The organism is Anaerocolumna chitinilytica, from assembly GCF_014218355.1.
GTDB classification, from domain to species: domain Bacteria; phylum Bacillota; class Clostridia; order Lachnospirales; family Lachnospiraceae; genus Anaerocolumna; species Anaerocolumna chitinilytica.
Window position 1 is genome coordinate 2,178,379 of record NZ_AP023368.1, and the last position, 16,743, is coordinate 2,195,121.

Sequence of the window (16,743 nt, forward strand, 5' to 3'; positions counted from 1 at the left end):
CAGTGTACATGAGATACCGTGCAAAATGATAGAAAGGTTGAAAGAAAATAGAAATGATAGAAAGGATGCCACGAAAGGATTCTTTCAACCTGGATTGAATGTGGCAGTACTGCAGAGGACTATTCCTAAGACTGCGGTAGCTATGGGATTGATAATGAGAAAGATTCTGGCTTTGATTCTTATTGTGACTTTGATGGCCATGTTAGGAGGCTGTAAAAGAGAGCTTCCGCCGGAAGATAATCTTGTAAATAAAGCTTCGGCTGATGCAAATACAGAGGTAAAAGCAGCAGACAGCGATACGACGAATGCCAATACAACTGATTCTGGAAGCGTAGATACAAAGACCTCGGATAACGGCGGAGCAGAAGAAACTCCTTCCTTAACGCCGGAAGAAGGAGCAAAGCTTCTGTTTTGGACAGGAGATTTGGAATTTGGCAAGGCGGTTGCTGCTAAGTTCCAGGAAAAATATAAGGTTCCGGTTTCTGTTGAAGAAGTAGGTCTTGGTGCAATTGATAAGATATCCTTAAGCGGGCCTGCAGGTACCGGTGCCGATGTTTTCATGAGTCCTCATGATTCTTTTCAGCACGGTTTAGCAGCCGGGTTATTTCTCCCGATGGAGGACTCTGTAGCAGCAGAACTGAAGGAACGGGTGAATGAGGTTGGAATTAAGACAGTGACTTCGGAAGGAAAAATATATGGAGTACCCGTATCCCTGGAAACCAGTTGCTTATTCTACAATAAGGATATTGTGGGAGAGCAGCCGGCAAGAACATTGGAAGAGATAATGGATAAGGCAAAGTCCTTTAACAATACAGATAAGAATCAGTTTTATTTTCTCAGTACCATTGGTGACGGATATAAGATCTATCCTTTTCTCAGTGCAGAAGGTTTTAGCCTCTTCGGCAAGGAGGGAAAGGATAATGATAATCCCGGTTTTGACAGTGATGAATTTGAAGGAGGCCTTGAACTTATAAAAGAGCTGCATGATATTATGCCGGTTAGCTCTACAGATCTTGGTAATGTAAGCTTCTTAAGAAGTCAGTTTGAGGAGGGTAAAGTTGCATATGAGATTTCGGGTCCCTGGGATATCAAAGAATTCAAAGACAGCGGAGTTAACTTTGGCGTTTCTTCCTTACCTACTTATAAGGGAAAGACAATGACACCATTTGCAGGAGTCCAGAATGCACATGTATCAGCTTTTAGCAAATATCCAAAAGCAGCACAGCTTTTGGCAGAGTTTTTGGTTAGTGATGAGGGAGCACAGTTGTTATATGAAAAGGCTAATAAAATAACTACTCTTAAGAATGTCAGCAATATTAAAGGGATATCAACGGATGAATACATAAAACCTTTTGTTGAACAATTTGCTAATTCTTATCCTATGCCTTCTGTACAGAGAATCTCCTTCTATTGGACTATCTCTGCAGGGACTTGTCAGGCAGTGTTTGACGGCACCCTAACACCTAAAGAAGGCAGAGAAAAAGCAGTTTCCGATTGGAAGACTATGCTTACAACGGAATAAAGAACTTACAAAGAGCAGCAGGCTAATAAAAGAAAAACACCACAGAAAGGCAGAAGAACAGAATGAATTTAGAGGCAATTAATCATACACCAAAAAGCAGCGATGCCTATGCCTATGGAGAAAACACCATGCATATTCGTCTTCGGACGGCAAAGGATGATGTAAGTGCAATAGAGTTGGTATATGGCATTAAATATGATTGGATGAATCATAAGAAAGTCTCCATGAAGAAGATACTGACAGATGAGCTATATGACTATTATCAGACAAATCTTGAACTATCAGATACAAGAATCGGTTATTATTTTAAAATAACTGGTAAAGAGGAGAGTATCTGCTATACAGAAGCCGGGTTTTTAGAGGAGTTTCCCGATGATATGTCTTATTGCTATTTCTTTCAGTATCCCTACATCAATAAGGCAGATATCCATAAAGAACCGGAGTGGGTCAAAGAAGCAGTGTTTTATCAAATATTTGTAGAAAGATTTTTTAATGGTGATGAAAATAATTCTCCCAAGGAACTGGTGCCCTGGGACTCGGAACCAAAGCCAAAGAGCTTCTACGGGGGAGATTTGAAGGGAATCCTGTTGAAACTTGATTATTTGCAGGAACTTGGAATTAACGGGATTTACTTAACCCCTATTTTTGAATCACCCTCCAATCACAAATATGACACCGTAGATTACAAAGAGATTGACAAGTATTTTGGTGATAAGAAAGTCTTTCAGGAATTCGTAAGAAAAGCCCATGAAAAAGGAATAAAAATAATTCTGGATGCTGTTTTTAATCATTGCAGCGAATATTTTCCGCCCTTTTTAGAGGTAAAAGAAAAAGGAAAAGCTTCACCTTACTATGATTGGTTTTGCATAGAAGAATTTCCTTTAAGTAAAAAACCGTTAAATTATCAAACCTTTGGATATGTTTCTTATATGCCGAAATTGAATACTTCCAATCCGGAGCTAAAGAAATATCTCTTTGATACAGTGAGATACTGGATGGAAGAATTCGAGATTGACGGTTGGAGACTTGATGTATCCGATGAAATCGATCATCATTTTTGGAGGGAATTCCGAAATCTTGTAAAGGAAATCAAAGAAGATGCGGTAATAATCGGAGAGAACTGGCATAATGCCTATCCATGGCTTATGGGAGACCAGTTTGACAGTGTGATGAATTATCCGGTTACAAAGCTCTGCCTTGATTATTTTGCAAGAAGAACCATGAAAGCAAAAGAGTTTGAAAAGGGACTTGGTACCTTATTAATGAGATATACAGATCAGGTAAATGAGGCAATGTTAAATCTTTTAGACAGTCATGACACGGAACGTTTTCTTTATGCTTGCAGCGAAAACAAAGAGAAGCTTAAGAATGCGGCAGCCTTTCTCTTTGGCTATCGAGGTATTCCCTGTACATATTACGGAACAGAAATCGGTATGACCGGAGCGTATGATCCGGGGTGCAGGAGAGGATTTGACTGGAAGCAGGAGAATTGGGATATGGATTTGTATATTTTTTATAAAAAACTTATACAGATTCGTAAGACTGAGATGGCATTGAAGGATGGAACAATCAGTTTTCATAGTAATGATAATCTCTTTGTTATGAAGAGAAGCTTTAGGGAAGAAAACATTTATATTGTAATAAATAATACAGAGGAAGAAAAACATTATCAATTACCTGATAAAGAGTTCACTGCTATAAGTGAGTTACTAAGCGGCCAGACTTATGGAGATAACGCTGTGGATAAAAGCTTTTTAGTACCGGCTGATTCTGCTCTGTATCTGAAAACCGTTTAAATAAAAAGAAGGAAGGTAAAAGTTATGAAAAATTTATGGAAAAAAGTAATGGTGTTTTTGCTGGCAGCAGTTGTAATTACTGCCGGAACCGGATTAAAGGCATTTGCTGCCGGTAATCAGGTTACAATTCATGTGAAGGACGGAGCCAAATGGGGAAGTATGAACGTCTACAATTGGGGGGATGATGGTGAAACAGCCGGAGTATGGCCAGGAACTGCTATGGAAGCGGAAGGCGATGGATGGTATACCTATACTTTTGACACTAAAGTGAACCTTAATTTGGTATTCAGTGCAAAGCCCGGAACACCTCAATCCGGAAATATCAATGATCTGTCTAAAGACGGCAAGGAATATTGGATCGTAGTAGGCGGTGAAGCAGCAGATAATGATATGGGAGTATCCGGTGTAGCAGCCGTACTTCATACGGAACCAGAAGAAGGCTGGCCCGTGCTTGCTGCCCCAGCAGCTGAAAGTAGTAAAACCGACAAGGCTGCAGAGACTTCCGATGTTCCAAAGACAGGAGAAACGCTTAGTGTAGTTCCAATGATACTTATGGCTGGAGCTGTAGTGGTTTTTAGTATCACATCCATACAGGGAAGAAAGAAAAGAGCTTAATTCAATAATTGCAGTATAAATATGAATTAAGACAGTTATTACCCTGCTGCACTTAGAATAAATAAACAAAAATCCATGAAACTCTTAGACTGATGATTTCTTTACCTGAAGAGTTTCATGGATTTTATGTTTTTGCTTTCATATTATTTCTTTGTAAAGGCATTAATAATTGCAAGTAATACTACGGATCCGATAAAGGATACCAGAAGGCTCCATAAGTTAAAACCGGTTACTCCTTTTCCGCCCAATATATTAATTAAGAAACCACCGATTAAACCGCCCAGAATACCTACCAATATGTTGCCGCCCAGTCCCATTTTTTTATCATTGCCGGTAAAAATACTGGCTAACCATCCGGCTATACCGCCGATAATAATCCAACTTAATAGTCCCATAATTTTTATCCTTTCTGTAGTGATTTATTTTTTATGTATACCAAGATTATTTACTTATCTTTCTTATCCAGTTTATCAATAATCTTGTTGGCTGCTTCTGAAGCTTTTTCTTTTAGAGATTCGCCTAAATCACAAGCTGCTTCTGATAATTCACCACGTTTTCTTTGAAGCTTGCCCTCCAGCTCCAGTTGTTCTGAGCCAATTATTTTTCCTGCATTTTCTTTTACCGTTCCGGTAATCTTGTCAAGATTACTATTTGTATTTTTCATAATTTTCTCTCCTTTAACATTGAATTTGAAGATTATTAAGTTTATAAATAGTATAATCTTTGATTGCATTTTACTATAAATGATAATGAATTTCAATATAAAAGTTAAATAAACTATTAATTTGATAAATATTATCATATTAATAGTTTATATATACCGCTTATTCGCCTCGCCGAGTATCCCAAGTTGTAATTCATCTTTTCTTGTGCTAGGATTAATGGTGGAAGAATCTGGTTAGTAAACAATAGGTTCGGAGAAAGGGAGGAAGATAATGGATTACGGTATGCCAACATTAATCGAATTTGATACTCTACAGGAAAATGCAGCCTTATGCCATGATTTAGGGCTCAAGTTCATAGAACTTAATATGAATCTGCCACAGTATACAGAAGAGGCAGTTCGTAATGTGGACTTCCTTACGGAAATAAGCAGGCAATACGGTATTTATTACACGATCCATCTGGATGAGAATATGAATGTATGTGACTTTAACAATCGTGTTGCAGATGCTTATGAAGAAACAGTTTATGAAACCCTAAAGGCAGCAATTAAGTTAGAAGTTCCTTTAATTAATATGCACATGCACAAAGGAGTATATATTACTCTGCCTGATAAGAAGGAATTCCTATTTGATAAATACAAAGATAGGTATCTGGAGAAGATTGAGAGGTTCGGAAAATGTTGTTCTGAAATTATCGGAGATAGAAAACTTGTGATATCTATTGAGAATACGGACGGGTATAAATCTTTTCAAAGAGAAGGAATTGATAGGTTGCTCCAATATCCTGTTTTTACACTAACCTGGGATATCGGTCATTCCCATGCAGCAAAGGATATGGATGAAGCGTACATATTACTTCACAGAGAGAAGCTAAAGCATTTTCATATTCATGATGCTTTGGGGCTGCAAAACCATCTAACCCTGGGAAGCGGAGAAATAGACCTTTTCGGCAGATTAAAAACGGCAGAGGATACGAAAAGCAGGTGTGTTCTGGAAACCAAGACAGCCTGGAGCCTTACTGAATCAGTGAAATGGCTGAAAGAAAATAAATTTTAAAATTCTAGTATTGACAAAACCAGGCATACTGTATATATTGTATATATACAGTATGCCTGGTTTTGATATACAGTAAGAAGGAAAGAGAAGAGGAGTGATAAGTTGGAGATATTTATCAGTAATTCGTCCAATATTCCTATATATGACCAGATATGCAAAAGCATAAAGGATTTAATCATATCAGGAAAACTGGAGAGCGGAGAAGCATTGCCTTCCATCCGTACTCTGGCGAAAGATTTACGTATCAGTGTAATCACAACCAAAAGAGCTTATGAGGAGTTGGAAAGAGAAGGTTATATAGATACCATTCCGGGAAAAGGATGCTTTGTTGCCGAGAGAGGTATTGAGATGCTTAAGGAAGCAAATTTAATGAAAATCGAGGAACACATGCAAATTATCGCAAAACTGGCTATTTCCAGTCACCTGACCAACGATGACTTGATAGAGATGTTCCGCACGCTATTAAAAGAAGATAGTTGAAAGAGGAAGGGACAACAGTAATTAGAACAGAAATAAAATAAGAAAGACAGAAGGGAAAATAGTATGAATGCTTTGGAAGTAAAGAATCTAAATAAATCTTATAAGGAGTTCAGTCTGAATAACATCAGTTTTAGTCTTCCTCAGGGGTGTATCATGGGGCTTATCGGTGAAAACGGTGCCGGAAAGAGTACGACCATTAAGCTGATTATGAATACCATAAAGAGAGATAATGGAGAGATTTCAGTCCTTGGAAGAGATAACAGCGTTGATTTTAAAGAAACCAAAGAGGATATTGGTATTGTACTGGATGAAGCATATTATCCCGAGTATCTGACTGGCCGGCAGATTAATAACTTCTTGAAATATAGTTATAAGAATTGGGAAGAGGATAGGTTTTTTACTTATTTGAAACACTTTAATATTCCGGAGAAAAAAGTTTTCAAAGAATTTTCCAGAGGAATGAAGATGAAACTTTCTATAGCTGCGGCTATGTCACATAAAGCAAAGCTTTTGATACTGGATGAAGCCACTAGCGGACTGGATCCAATGGCAAGGGAAGAAATACTGGAATTATTTTATGAATTCACAAGGGATGAAGAACACAGTATTCTTATTTCCTCCCATATTGTATCAGATTTAGAGAAACTTTGCGATTATATCACCTTTTTGCATAGAGGAAGGCTGCTCTTTAGTGAGGAAAAGGACCGATTGCTGGAGGAGTATGCCATTCTTCATTGCAGCAAAGAAAATCTAAAAAATATTCCGGCAGAAAAAATTCTGGGAAAAAGACTTTCTGCTTATGGAGCCGATGTATTAATAAAGAAAAGCAGAGATTTTAAAGAATATCCTATGGATAAGGCGGGAATTGAAGATATCATTTTATTAATGGCTAAGGAGGGAATCGCATAATGAAAGGTTTGTTGTTAAAAGATTGGTATGTATTATTAAAGCAAGGAAGAATGATGCTTTTATGTATTGTACTTTATACAGTTTTATCGGTAGGAGGAAGTGAGTCTTTCGGAATTTTTTCGTCTTTATTCATTGCTATGCTGCCTTTGACATTAATGGGAATAGATGAACGGAGCAAATGGGATTATCTGGCGATTGCAATGCCTTATAATAAAAGGGATATTGTACTAAGCCGCTATATATTAATTGGGTTAGGTCTTCTTGCGTTAGGTGTTATCTATATTGTAAGTGGATTCACATATAATCTCATCTTAGACAAAACAGGAGATTTATTTCAATGGGAAACTGTTATATTAACAATTATTGCAGGATTGATTTATCCTAGCTTTAGCCTGCCCATTGTTTTTTATCTTGGTGTGGAAAAGGCAAGATTGTGGTTTATTATCTTAACAGGCGGTCTTGCTGGAGGAGTAGGAGTCTTCGCGTACAGTAATTTTACGGTTAGTTTGGATATACTTCACTATTTATCGAATAATTTATGGTTCATAATAGTTGTATCAATTCTGCTGTTCCTGTTGTCTGCAGCAATCGCCGTCCGTTTATATGAGAAGAGGGAGTTTTAAGGGAGCTTAGTCCCTTAAAACATTGGTCTCTTTCCATTTACCGGAGAAATAAAAGGACATAGAGAGGATAGCTGCAGCAATCCAGCCGATTGGCCAGGATGCCCAGATTCCATTGGTTCCGAATATCGGGGAGAGAATGTAAGAGAGTATAACTCTTAATACCAAGTCAGTCAAGGTAGCTGCCATAAACTGGCCCATGGAACCGGCACCTCTTAATACACCATCGGCTAATAATTTAACAGAGATAATAAAATAAAAGGGAGAAGCTATCTGAAGAAAATGCACACCGGTTGCAAGACCTAAGGAACTGTCAACCTTAAAAAAGTTTATAAGCTGGCTTCCGAAAAACATATAAGATATTACAAAGGGCAGACAGATGGTAAGCACCATGCCAATACCACTGTGAAAGCCCTTTTTTATTCTGTTGTAATCTCTAGCACCAACATTTTGAGCGGTGAAACTGGACATTCCGTTCGCAAGGGTTGATAAAGAAGTAATTGCAAAGGTATTAAGCTTAATAGCAGCGGAAAAGCCTGCAATGACAGGTGTACCGTAGCCGTTAATAAGATTTTGCACGAAGATATTTCCTACGGATACAAAGCTTTGCTGTAAGATACTTGGTATGGCTACTCTTGCAATCTGCCATAACACAGGAGTGGAAAAATGAGAGTAGCTCTCTGTTTTTAGCTGCCTTAACCGGAATACCAGGGTAATTAAAGAGAGGATACAAGCAGTCCCTTGTGCTATAAAGGTAGCCCAGGCGACACCAGCTACACCCAGGTGAAAATATCCAACAAACAACAGACATAAACCGATATTACCAAGGGAGGAACCTATCAGAAAATACAAGGGTGTATTGGAGTCCCCCAGGGAAGTAAAGATGCCGGTTGCTACATTATATAAGAAAAGGAAAGCAAAACCTCCTATGTATATCTTAAAGAAGAGAGAGCTGTCCGCAAAGATGTCTGCCGGAGTTTGAATCATTCGCATCATGGGATCTGCGATTAACAGGCCTATTACAGTTAAAATAACCGATAACACCAGAGTTGTAATTAACGTAGTGGAAATGGCGGTTTTACATTTGGCATGTTCTTTTCTGCCAAATAGCTGGGATATAATAACAGAGCAGCCGATATTACAGCCAAAGGCGATAGCCATAAATATCATAGTGATGGGGTAGGAAGCACCGACGGCAGCCAGGGCATTTTCACCTGCGAACTTACCGGCTATTACGCTATCCGAAAGACTGTACATTTGCTGGAATATAACACTGATAAACATAGGAATAGAGAATTGAATCAGAACTTTACTGGGACTTCCTTTTGTCAAATCTTTTATCATATTATTAAATATACCTTTCCGGTACCTGCTCATATATTGCAGACACAAATTTGATTTATTTATACATATTGCTGTGCTTACTCTAATTCATATTTATATAATTAGTTCTTGCTTCTTTGCACGCCTTTTATTATAGTATTCTTAAAATCATTTGTAAAATAGTAAAATGGGGAGTTATCCATAGAAAAAGTGAATGGATAGAATGAAATATGAAGATTAATCTGGAACACTATAAGATTTTTTACTTTGTAGCAAAGGATAAAAGCATAACTGCAGCAGCGAAAGAGTTATATCTGTCTCAGCCAACGGTAAGCAAATACATTCAGAATCTGGAGAAAGAGCTTGGCATGACATTATTTATCCGGTCTAAAAAGGGAGTGGTGTTAACACCGGAAGCTGAAATCCTCTATGAGCATATAGCAAAAGCTTATAGACACATTGATCTGGCAGAAGAAGAACTGATGAACCGGAAGGAGCTGCAGGAAGGGATTCTCCACATAGGAGCAAGTGAGATGACAATGCAGCATTTTCTATTAGCATATCTGGAAAAGTATAAGAATTGGTATCCGAATATCCGTCTTAAAATATCCAACTGTTCTACCCCCTCTGCGGTTGAAAAACTTCGCAACGGCAGTATCGACATGGCTGTCATAATATCTCCAATAGAAGAGGAGGATTTGAATATCTATAAACTCAAAGCTTTTCGGGATGTATTTATAGCCAGGAAAGGTCATCCCCTCTGCGAGGGAGAAGTACCCTTAAAAGAGCTGGTCCGCTATCCATTTATCTGTTTGGAAAAAGGAACTATCAGCAGACAGTATCTGGAGGAATTGTTTTTATCTCAGGGAGAAGGGCTGGTGCCTGACATCGAACTAGCTTCCACGGATTTGGTGGTGCCGGCCGCAGCCTACGGCCTTGGGATCGGTTTTGTTCCCTATAACTTTGCCGCCGCCGCTATAAAAGAAGGAATTGTGGATCTTATAGATATCATAGAACCTCTAAAAGAGAGATATATCTGTGCGGTCACACTTCATTCCCATCCTTTATCCTCCGCCGCAGAGAAAATGATGAAGATTCTTCTAACCTAGATAATAGGTATGTTTGAAAAATTACTATATTAATATTAATATATTTATATGGAAACAATACAAAACAGAAAGAACGAGTTAGCCTTAGGACCAAAATATATCATTTGAAGACATATTGTACCAGAAGCATATAGACAATCGTTCCCCCTGCTATACTTAGCAGGGTATTTCTTTTCCAGAGATGCAATAAGAGGATGGATAAGACAGCAACAGCCTCCGGAATGCCATAAGGTGAGGAGATAAATGAAATACTCTTCATACAATAAACCACCAAAAGTCCGATAATTGCACTTGGCAGTACTTTACCCAGATAGTTTATGTAGAGAGGAGGAGTCTTTTTTTCAGGAAATAGAAGAAAGGGAAGGAATCTTGTAAACATGGTTCCAAGAGCAATAGCTGCAATAATAATCAGCGTTTGAAGAGGCGTTAAGTACATGAGGCAGGTTCTCCTTTATAGAATTTTCGGTATAAGGTCAAGACAGACAGTATGAGCAGCATCGCTGGTATAATAAAATTCTTTGTGCCAAAGAATAAGAGACTTATAATTGAACAAAGGATACCGGTAACAGCAGAGAAATGATTCTTACCTTCCAGCCATTGTTCCAGAAAGATAACGATAAAAAGGGCAGTCAGCACAAAATCAAGTCCTTTCGTATTAAAGGAAACAGCATTTCCCAGCAGCCCTCCCAGTGTGGATGCTGCTACCCAGTAAAAGTAATCCAGAAAGGATATAAAGAAGAAGAAAGCACCCCTGTCCACACCATCGGGTGCTTCTTTGCTGTTTACTATCGAAAATGTTTCATCACACAGTACATAGATCAGAAAGGGCTTAATCTTTCCGATACCCTTATATTTTTCTAACATAGATAATCCGTAAAATAGATGCCTGGCATTAACCATAAGTGCAATATAAAATGCCTGGAGCGGGGCAAATGGGCTGGTGAGCAGCGTGACGGCGACAAACTGCATGCTGCCGCAAAAAGCAACGGAACTCATCAGAAAAGACCAAACAGGTCCATAACCATTGGAGCTCATGAGGAATCCATAAGCAAACCCAAGAAAAGCAAAGCCGGTCAGTATTGGAATAGTTTGTGGGAAAGCAGCCAGGAAAGCCTGGCGGTATTTATGTTGTTTATGCATCAGTTAACTCCTTTTGTTTTTGCACAGCAGCACGACACAGTGATACAATGGCTGGCAAAGACAATTTTAAAGTCATTGATGTGTTTTGTCAACCCGTTTTGATCTCACAGGATATCAATGAAATGGGGTATCAGAGTGCAAAACCTCTCCATAAGAAAACAAGCAGTTTTACCATGATTATTTATATTAATTCGGTAACTAGTCATGGAAAAGGTACAAAAATATTTTGACTATTATGATTATAATATACAAATATACCAAGAAAGATATTGCATATCCAAAAATTTCATGTTAATATGTAAATATGAAGTAAAAGTAGGGTTCGGCTAGTTTAACGTTAAACTAATATAACTGCTTTTATGGAACCAGAGAGCTCTTATTAATCATTGGGGAGGTGAAGGGCCAGGTTCATGCTTATAATGGATATCCATTAAGCCTGAGGGCAAGCAGGACCAATGGGGGAGATATTACTGTATCCGGAACAGTAATATTACCTTTATTTGTTACTTATTAATTTATTATCATGATGTGGAGGGTATCAATGAAAAGAAATCGTAGAAAATTATTAACAGTACTTACAACACTTATGCTTGTAATCTGTCAGGTATTCGTTTACACCCCTGAAACCATCGTCAAAGCGGCAGATACCGCAAATCTTGCTCTGGGAAAGACCGTGACAGCTAATAATTATACTCAGAGTTATGTAGCAGCCAATGCCAATGACGGCAATGTAAATACCTATTGGGAAGGTGCAGCGAATTCCTATCCTAATACTTTAACAGCTGATTTAGGAAGCAGCCAACCTTTTTATAAGATCGTATTAAAACTGAATTCTTCCTGGGAAGAAAGAACTCAGACATTAAGCATTTTAACTAGTAATGATAATTCAACCTATAATACTGCGGTTGCATCAGCAGCCTATACCTTTAGTCCTTCTTCTTCCAACACAGTGACCATTACCTTTAATCAGGTAAATGCCCGTTACGTAAGACTTCAATTTACAGCCAATACCAAAGCTTCCGGCGGACAAGCTGCCGAATTTGAAATCTATGGAACCGCAAGTACGGGTACTGGTACACCGGATCTAATAGTTACAGATATCAGTTGGAATCCTGCCAATCCCTCGGCCGGCAATGGCGTGGTGTTTTCTGCAACTGTTAAGAATCAGGGAACCGGTGCCACAGCAGCTGGTGTTATCAATGGAGTAAGCTTCTTAGTTGATGGAACACAGGTAAGCTGGTCTGACAATAATACATCTTCCATTGCAGCAGGAGCCACGGTAACCTTGACAGCAAACGGCGGACCGGGTGGTACGGCTTCCTGGACGGCAGCTTCCGGTACTCATACGGTCAATGCCTGGGTAGACGATGTTAACAGAATCAGCGAATCCAATGAAAGCAACAATCAGTACAGTAAGAGCATTACAATAAACGGCCAGAGCGGTGGTACAGGTACACCGGATCTGATTGTTACCGATATAACTTCATCACCAGCTGCTCCTTTGACAGGCAATGCAACGGTATTTTCTGCAGTTGTTAAAAATCAGGGGACCGGTGCAACACCTGCCGGAACAATACTTGGAGTAAGCTTCTTTATTGATGGAACACAGGTAAGCTGGTCAGATACAACAACTTCCTCACTGGCTGCAGGTGCTTCTGTAACGCTGACAGCAAACAGCGGGCCTTCTGGAACTGCCTCCTGGACAGCAACAACCGGAAATCATACGGTAAAAGCTTATGTAGATGATGTAAATCGAATCACTGAAACGGATGAAAACAACAACCAGTATTCAGAAAGTCTGTCAGTAACAACTTCACCTATGCCGGATATGGTGGTTACAGGGTTAACAATAACCCCCGCTTCTCCTACGGCAGGAGATACTTTAAGCTTTAGCGCAGTAGTTAAGAATCAGGGAAATGCGGCAGGAGCACCAGGAGTATTGGCAATCGGTGTTGACGGAACTACCGTTTACACCTCAGCAAATAATACCACATCTTTAACTGTTGGAGCTACCACTACTGTTACCGGTACCTTTACAGTCCAAACAGCAGGCAGTCATACGATAACAGCTGCTACTGATGCAGCGGGCACAACTGCTGAGAGTGATGAAACCAACAATACCTACAGCACAACTCTAACCGTTAATCCGAAGGCAGGAATTGACTTTGTAATTACGCAGGTTAATTATACACCTTCTTATGTAACAGCCGGCAATGCCGTTACCTTTAATGCAGTTGTGAAAAATCAGGGAACGATAGCCGGTGCGGTTGGCACAGTAGCATTTAAAGTTGATGGTGTACAGGTAACAGCATCAGCAAATAATACGAATTCTATTGCAGCTGGCGGAACAATGACTGTTACTGCAACTTCTCCCTGGACAGCAACAAGCGGCACCCATGTAATTACTGCTGTTGCTGACAGTACCGGTGCAGTAAGTGAAACAGATGAAACCAATAATACATTAGCTGTTAACTTAACAGTAGGCAGCGGCGGCAGAGGGGCAACGGTTCCTTATACCAGATATGAGTCAGAAGATGCACAGATAGGCGGAGGAGCCGTACTTCGTACAGCACCTGATTTTAACTATGCCCTAATTGCATCAGAAGCTTCTAATCAAGCCTATGTAGCACTTCCTTCCAACGGTTCATACGTAGAATACACGATTAACCAGGGCGGAGCCGGGGTTGATATGAGATTTACCATGCCGGATTCCTCCGATGGTATGGGCTTGAATGGCTCTTTGGATTGCTATGTAAATGGAACAAAAGTACAAACCATTAATTTAACCTCCTATTATTCCTGGCAGTACTTTACCGGAGACCAACCAGGGGATGCACCGAATGGCGGACAGGCGGCTTTCCGATTTGATGAAGTTCACTGGAAGCTTGGAACAGCTTTAAAAGCAGGTGATAAGCTTCGCATACAAAAGTCTAATGGAGACAGCCTTGAGTATGGTGTTGACTTTGTAGAAGTTGAACCCGTGCCATCAGCTATTTCTCAGCCTGCTAACTCTCTTTCAGTAACTTCCTATGGTGCAGTGGCAAATGATGGTGCAGATGATTTAAATGCATTTAATGCCTGCGTTAGTGCTGCTGCTTCCCAGGGAAAGACTGTATATATACCTGCTGGTACCTTTAACCTTGGCGGAATGTGGACAATCAATGCTCAGAATATCACAATTACCGGTGCCGGCATGTGGTATACCAATATTCAGTTTACCTCCCCCAATGCAGCCAGCGGCGGTATTTCCTTCCGCATTACCGGAACAGTAGATTTTAGCAATGTATATCTGAATTCTAATTTAAGAACCAGATACAATCAAAATGCTATCTATAAATGCTTTATGGATAACTTTGGTACTAACTCTAAGATCCATGATTTCTGGGAGGATCATTTTGAATGCGGTTTCTGGGTTGCTGATTATGCACACACACCGGTAGTAGTTGCAGACAATCTTCTTATTGAGAACGGCAGAGTAAGAAATAACCTGGCTGATGGCATTAATTTCTGTCAGGGTACCAAGAACTCTACTGTACGAAACTGCAGTGTCAGAAACAACGGTGATGATGGTCTTGCTATGTGGCCTGACAGTACAATGGGTGCTCCTATGGAGGTTAATAACTCATTCCTTTATAACACCATAGAAAATAACTGGAGAGCAGCAGCTATTGCAATCTTTGGAGGTTCCGGTCATAAGGCACAATATAATTATGTCAAAGACTGCTTTATGGGTTCCGGTATCCGCTTAAATACCGTATTCCCCGGATATCATTTTGAAAACAACACTGGAATTATTTTCTCCGATACCACTATTATCAACAGCGGAACAAGTAAGGACTGCTATAACGGTGAAAGAGGAGCTATTGACCTGGAAGCTTCCAATACCGGTATTAAGAACATAACCTTCGAAAATATCGATATTATTAATAGCCAGAGAGATGCTATCCAGTTTGGTTATGGCGGAGGTTTCAGTAATATTGTATTTAAGAACATCAATATCAATGGAACAGGAAAGGATGCAATCACAACCTCCAGATTCTCATCACCCCATCTTGGAGAAGCAATCTTTACCTATACCTCTAATGGCTCTGCAACCTTTACTAACCTTACAACCAGCAATATTGAAGCTCCTGAGAAGTATCTGATTATGAGCGGTTTTAATATTACCTTTAATTAAAGCGAAAGAACCGGAACCCGATTAAGGGTTCCGGTTCTTTATGGCTTTGGTTATTAAGTGGTAAAGAAAATACAAAGCAAAGCATACTTCATAACAAAGCATATTTCATAACAAAACATACTTCAAAGTAAAGCGTACTTCCTAGCATTGAATAGCATAGCTGTTATTCAATGCTATTTTTTTATATGTGAGTTTGGTATAATAGTTTCAGAACAGATAAATCAAGAAGTAATACCTTTATAGTGGGTCGGATAAGGTTTAAAGAATATAGTGATTTTTCCGAAGGGAGTGGAAGAAGCTTGAATAATGTTTCAACAATAGAATTTCATGCGGGGAGCAAGGAAGAATTACTGCCAGGTTTTGAGTCCGATTTTACCTACATTGCATCCAGAGCAGAGCTGGATAAATTCACAGAACGTTTTGTTCCCTGGCACTGGCACAAAGCGGTAGAATTATTTTATATTGAAAGCGGTTTACTGGAGTATTGTACACCAAAAGGTAAAGTGTTGTTTCCTGCGGGTTCAGGAGGAATGGTAAATAGTAATATACTACATATGACAAGACCGCTGACACAATTGGATAAAAATATTCAATTCTTGCATATATTTGATGCCGCTTTCATAGCTGGGCAGCCGGGAAGCCGGATAGAACAAAAGTATATAACACCGATTACTGCAGCATCTCAGCTTGAGGTAATAGCCTTATACCCGGATAATGCAGCACATACACAGGTGCTTGATACCATACGCAGCTCTTTTCAGCTCTCAGATAAAGATTTCGGATATGAAATAAAACTTCGGTCTGTCTTATCTGATATATGGCTTCAGCTTTTATCAATAACAAAACCTTTGCTAGAAGAAAAAAATGCTTCTAATAAAATAAATGACAAGATTAAAATGATGATGATATATATCCATGATAATTATATGAAAAAGCTCACAATCTCAGAAATTGCCGCAGCTTCTTACTCCAGCGAACGTGAGTGCTTTCGGGAATTTCATGATAATCTTCATATGACGCCAGTTGAATATATCAGAAACTACCGAATACAGATGGCCTGTCATATGCTTGCAAGGAGCCGCGAATCCATAACCAATATCGGCCATGCTTGTGGCTTTGAAAGCAGCAGTCACTTTGGAAAGGTTTTTCGGGAATACATTGGCTGTACGCCCTTAGAATATCGGCGCAAAATGGCAGGATAATGATATATTAAGGCAGGTACAAAATATTAAGTTATAGGTTATTAAGTTATAATGACTTCCATAGAGATGAAGAGCAATCGGAAGAGTAGAATTATTGCCTTCATCTTATAAATCAAAGGTGGAGGTTAT

General features: G+C 39.3%; 15 protein-coding genes. 10 read left to right on the forward strand and 5 right to left on the reverse strand.

Going from position 1 to position 16,743, the window contains the following annotated elements; all coding sequences use genetic code 11:
- Positions 1-25 precede the first annotated feature (25 nt).
- The 3 genes from bsdcttw_RS09430 to bsdcttw_RS09440 all read left to right on the forward strand — a co-directional run bounded on the left by bsdcttw_RS09430 (position 26) and on the right by bsdcttw_RS09440 (position 3,933).
- The gene (locus tag bsdcttw_RS09430) at positions 26-1,522 is read left to right on the forward strand and encodes a sugar ABC transporter substrate-binding protein (protein WP_185259123.1); all 1,497 of its coding nucleotides are present in this window, start codon (positions 26-28) and stop codon (positions 1,520-1,522) included.
- Positions 1,523-1,584: 62 nt separating this feature from the next.
- Positions 1,585-3,318, forward strand: coding sequence for a glycoside hydrolase family 13 protein (locus tag bsdcttw_RS09435; RefSeq protein ID WP_185259124.1), 1,734 nt, complete (start codon positions 1,585-1,587; stop codon positions 3,316-3,318).
- 24 nt (positions 3,319-3,342) lie between these two features.
- Positions 3,343-3,933: a starch-binding protein gene (locus tag bsdcttw_RS09440; protein WP_185259125.1), complete on the forward strand. Its 591-nt coding sequence runs from the start codon at positions 3,343-3,345 to the stop codon at positions 3,931-3,933.
- Positions 3,934-4,076: 143 nt separating this feature from the next.
- On the opposite strand, the gene bsdcttw_RS09445 is transcribed toward bsdcttw_RS09440, so the two are convergent.
- Both bsdcttw_RS09445 and bsdcttw_RS09450 read right to left on the reverse strand, forming a co-directional pair.
- Positions 4,077-4,328 carry a GlsB/YeaQ/YmgE family stress response membrane protein gene (locus bsdcttw_RS09445; protein WP_185259126.1) on the reverse strand — a complete coding sequence of 84 codons (252 nt, stop codon included), beginning with the start codon at positions 4,326-4,328 and terminating at the stop codon, positions 4,077-4,079.
- Between the two features lie 50 nt (positions 4,329-4,378).
- Positions 4,379-4,597: a CsbD family protein gene (locus bsdcttw_RS09450; RefSeq protein WP_185259127.1), complete on the reverse strand. Its 219-nt coding sequence runs from the start codon at positions 4,595-4,597 to the stop codon at positions 4,379-4,381.
- 271 nt (positions 4,598-4,868) lie between these two features.
- On the opposite strand from bsdcttw_RS09450, the gene bsdcttw_RS09455 reads away from it, so the two are divergent.
- From bsdcttw_RS09455 to bsdcttw_RS09470, 4 genes are all read left to right on the forward strand, one after another.
- The gene (locus bsdcttw_RS09455) at positions 4,869-5,654 is read left to right on the forward strand and encodes a TIM barrel protein (RefSeq protein ID WP_185259128.1); all 786 of its coding nucleotides are present in this window, start codon (positions 4,869-4,871) and stop codon (positions 5,652-5,654) included.
- A 102-nt stretch (positions 5,655-5,756) separates the two neighbouring features.
- Positions 5,757-6,134: a GntR family transcriptional regulator gene (locus tag bsdcttw_RS09460; protein ID WP_185259129.1), complete on the forward strand. Its 378-nt coding sequence runs from the start codon at positions 5,757-5,759 to the stop codon at positions 6,132-6,134.
- Positions 6,135-6,197: 63 nt separating this feature from the next.
- The gene (locus bsdcttw_RS09465) at positions 6,198-7,043 is read left to right on the forward strand and encodes an ABC transporter ATP-binding protein (RefSeq protein WP_185259130.1); all 846 of its coding nucleotides are present in this window, start codon (positions 6,198-6,200) and stop codon (positions 7,041-7,043) included.
- Positions 7,043-7,666, forward strand: a complete 624-nt coding sequence (locus bsdcttw_RS09470; RefSeq protein ID WP_185259131.1) for an ABC-2 transporter permease — start codon at positions 7,043-7,045, stop codon at positions 7,664-7,666. The genes bsdcttw_RS09465 and bsdcttw_RS09470 overlap by 1 nt, the downstream gene beginning before the upstream one ends.
- A gap of 6 nt (positions 7,667-7,672) precedes the next feature.
- Here the strand turns inward: bsdcttw_RS09470 and bsdcttw_RS09475 are convergent, their stop codons facing one another.
- The gene (locus bsdcttw_RS09475) at positions 7,673-9,007 is read right to left on the reverse strand and encodes an MATE family efflux transporter (protein WP_185259132.1); all 1,335 of its coding nucleotides are present in this window, start codon (positions 9,005-9,007) and stop codon (positions 7,673-7,675) included.
- A gap of 209 nt (positions 9,008-9,216) precedes the next feature.
- On the opposite strand from bsdcttw_RS09475, the gene bsdcttw_RS09480 reads away from it, so the two are divergent.
- A complete protein-coding gene (locus tag bsdcttw_RS09480; protein WP_185259133.1) occupies positions 9,217-10,095 on the forward strand; it encodes a LysR family transcriptional regulator in 879 nt (292 codons plus the stop codon).
- Positions 10,096-10,195: 100 nt separating this feature from the next.
- Here the strand turns inward: bsdcttw_RS09480 and bsdcttw_RS09485 are convergent, their stop codons facing one another.
- Positions 10,196-10,531 (reverse strand): branched-chain amino acid transporter permease, encoded by a 336-nt coding sequence (locus bsdcttw_RS09485; protein ID WP_185259134.1) that lies wholly within the window; start codon positions 10,529-10,531, stop codon positions 10,196-10,198.
- Positions 10,522-11,235, reverse strand: a complete 714-nt coding sequence (locus bsdcttw_RS09490; RefSeq protein ID WP_185259135.1) for an AzlC family ABC transporter permease — start codon at positions 11,233-11,235, stop codon at positions 10,522-10,524. Before bsdcttw_RS09490 ends, bsdcttw_RS09485 begins: the two co-directional genes overlap by 10 nt.
- 541 nt (positions 11,236-11,776) lie before the next feature.
- Between bsdcttw_RS09490 and bsdcttw_RS09495 the strand changes: the two genes are divergently transcribed.
- On the forward strand, positions 11,777-15,412 hold the full coding sequence (locus bsdcttw_RS09495; RefSeq protein WP_185259136.1) for a CARDB domain-containing protein: 3,636 nt from the start codon (positions 11,777-11,779) through the stop codon (positions 15,410-15,412).
- A 299-nt stretch (positions 15,413-15,711) separates the two neighbouring features.
- Positions 15,712-16,614 (forward strand): AraC family transcriptional regulator, encoded by a 903-nt coding sequence (locus tag bsdcttw_RS09500; RefSeq protein ID WP_197979839.1) that lies wholly within the window; start codon positions 15,712-15,714, stop codon positions 16,612-16,614.
- The last annotated feature ends 129 nt before the right edge of the window (positions 16,615-16,743 follow it).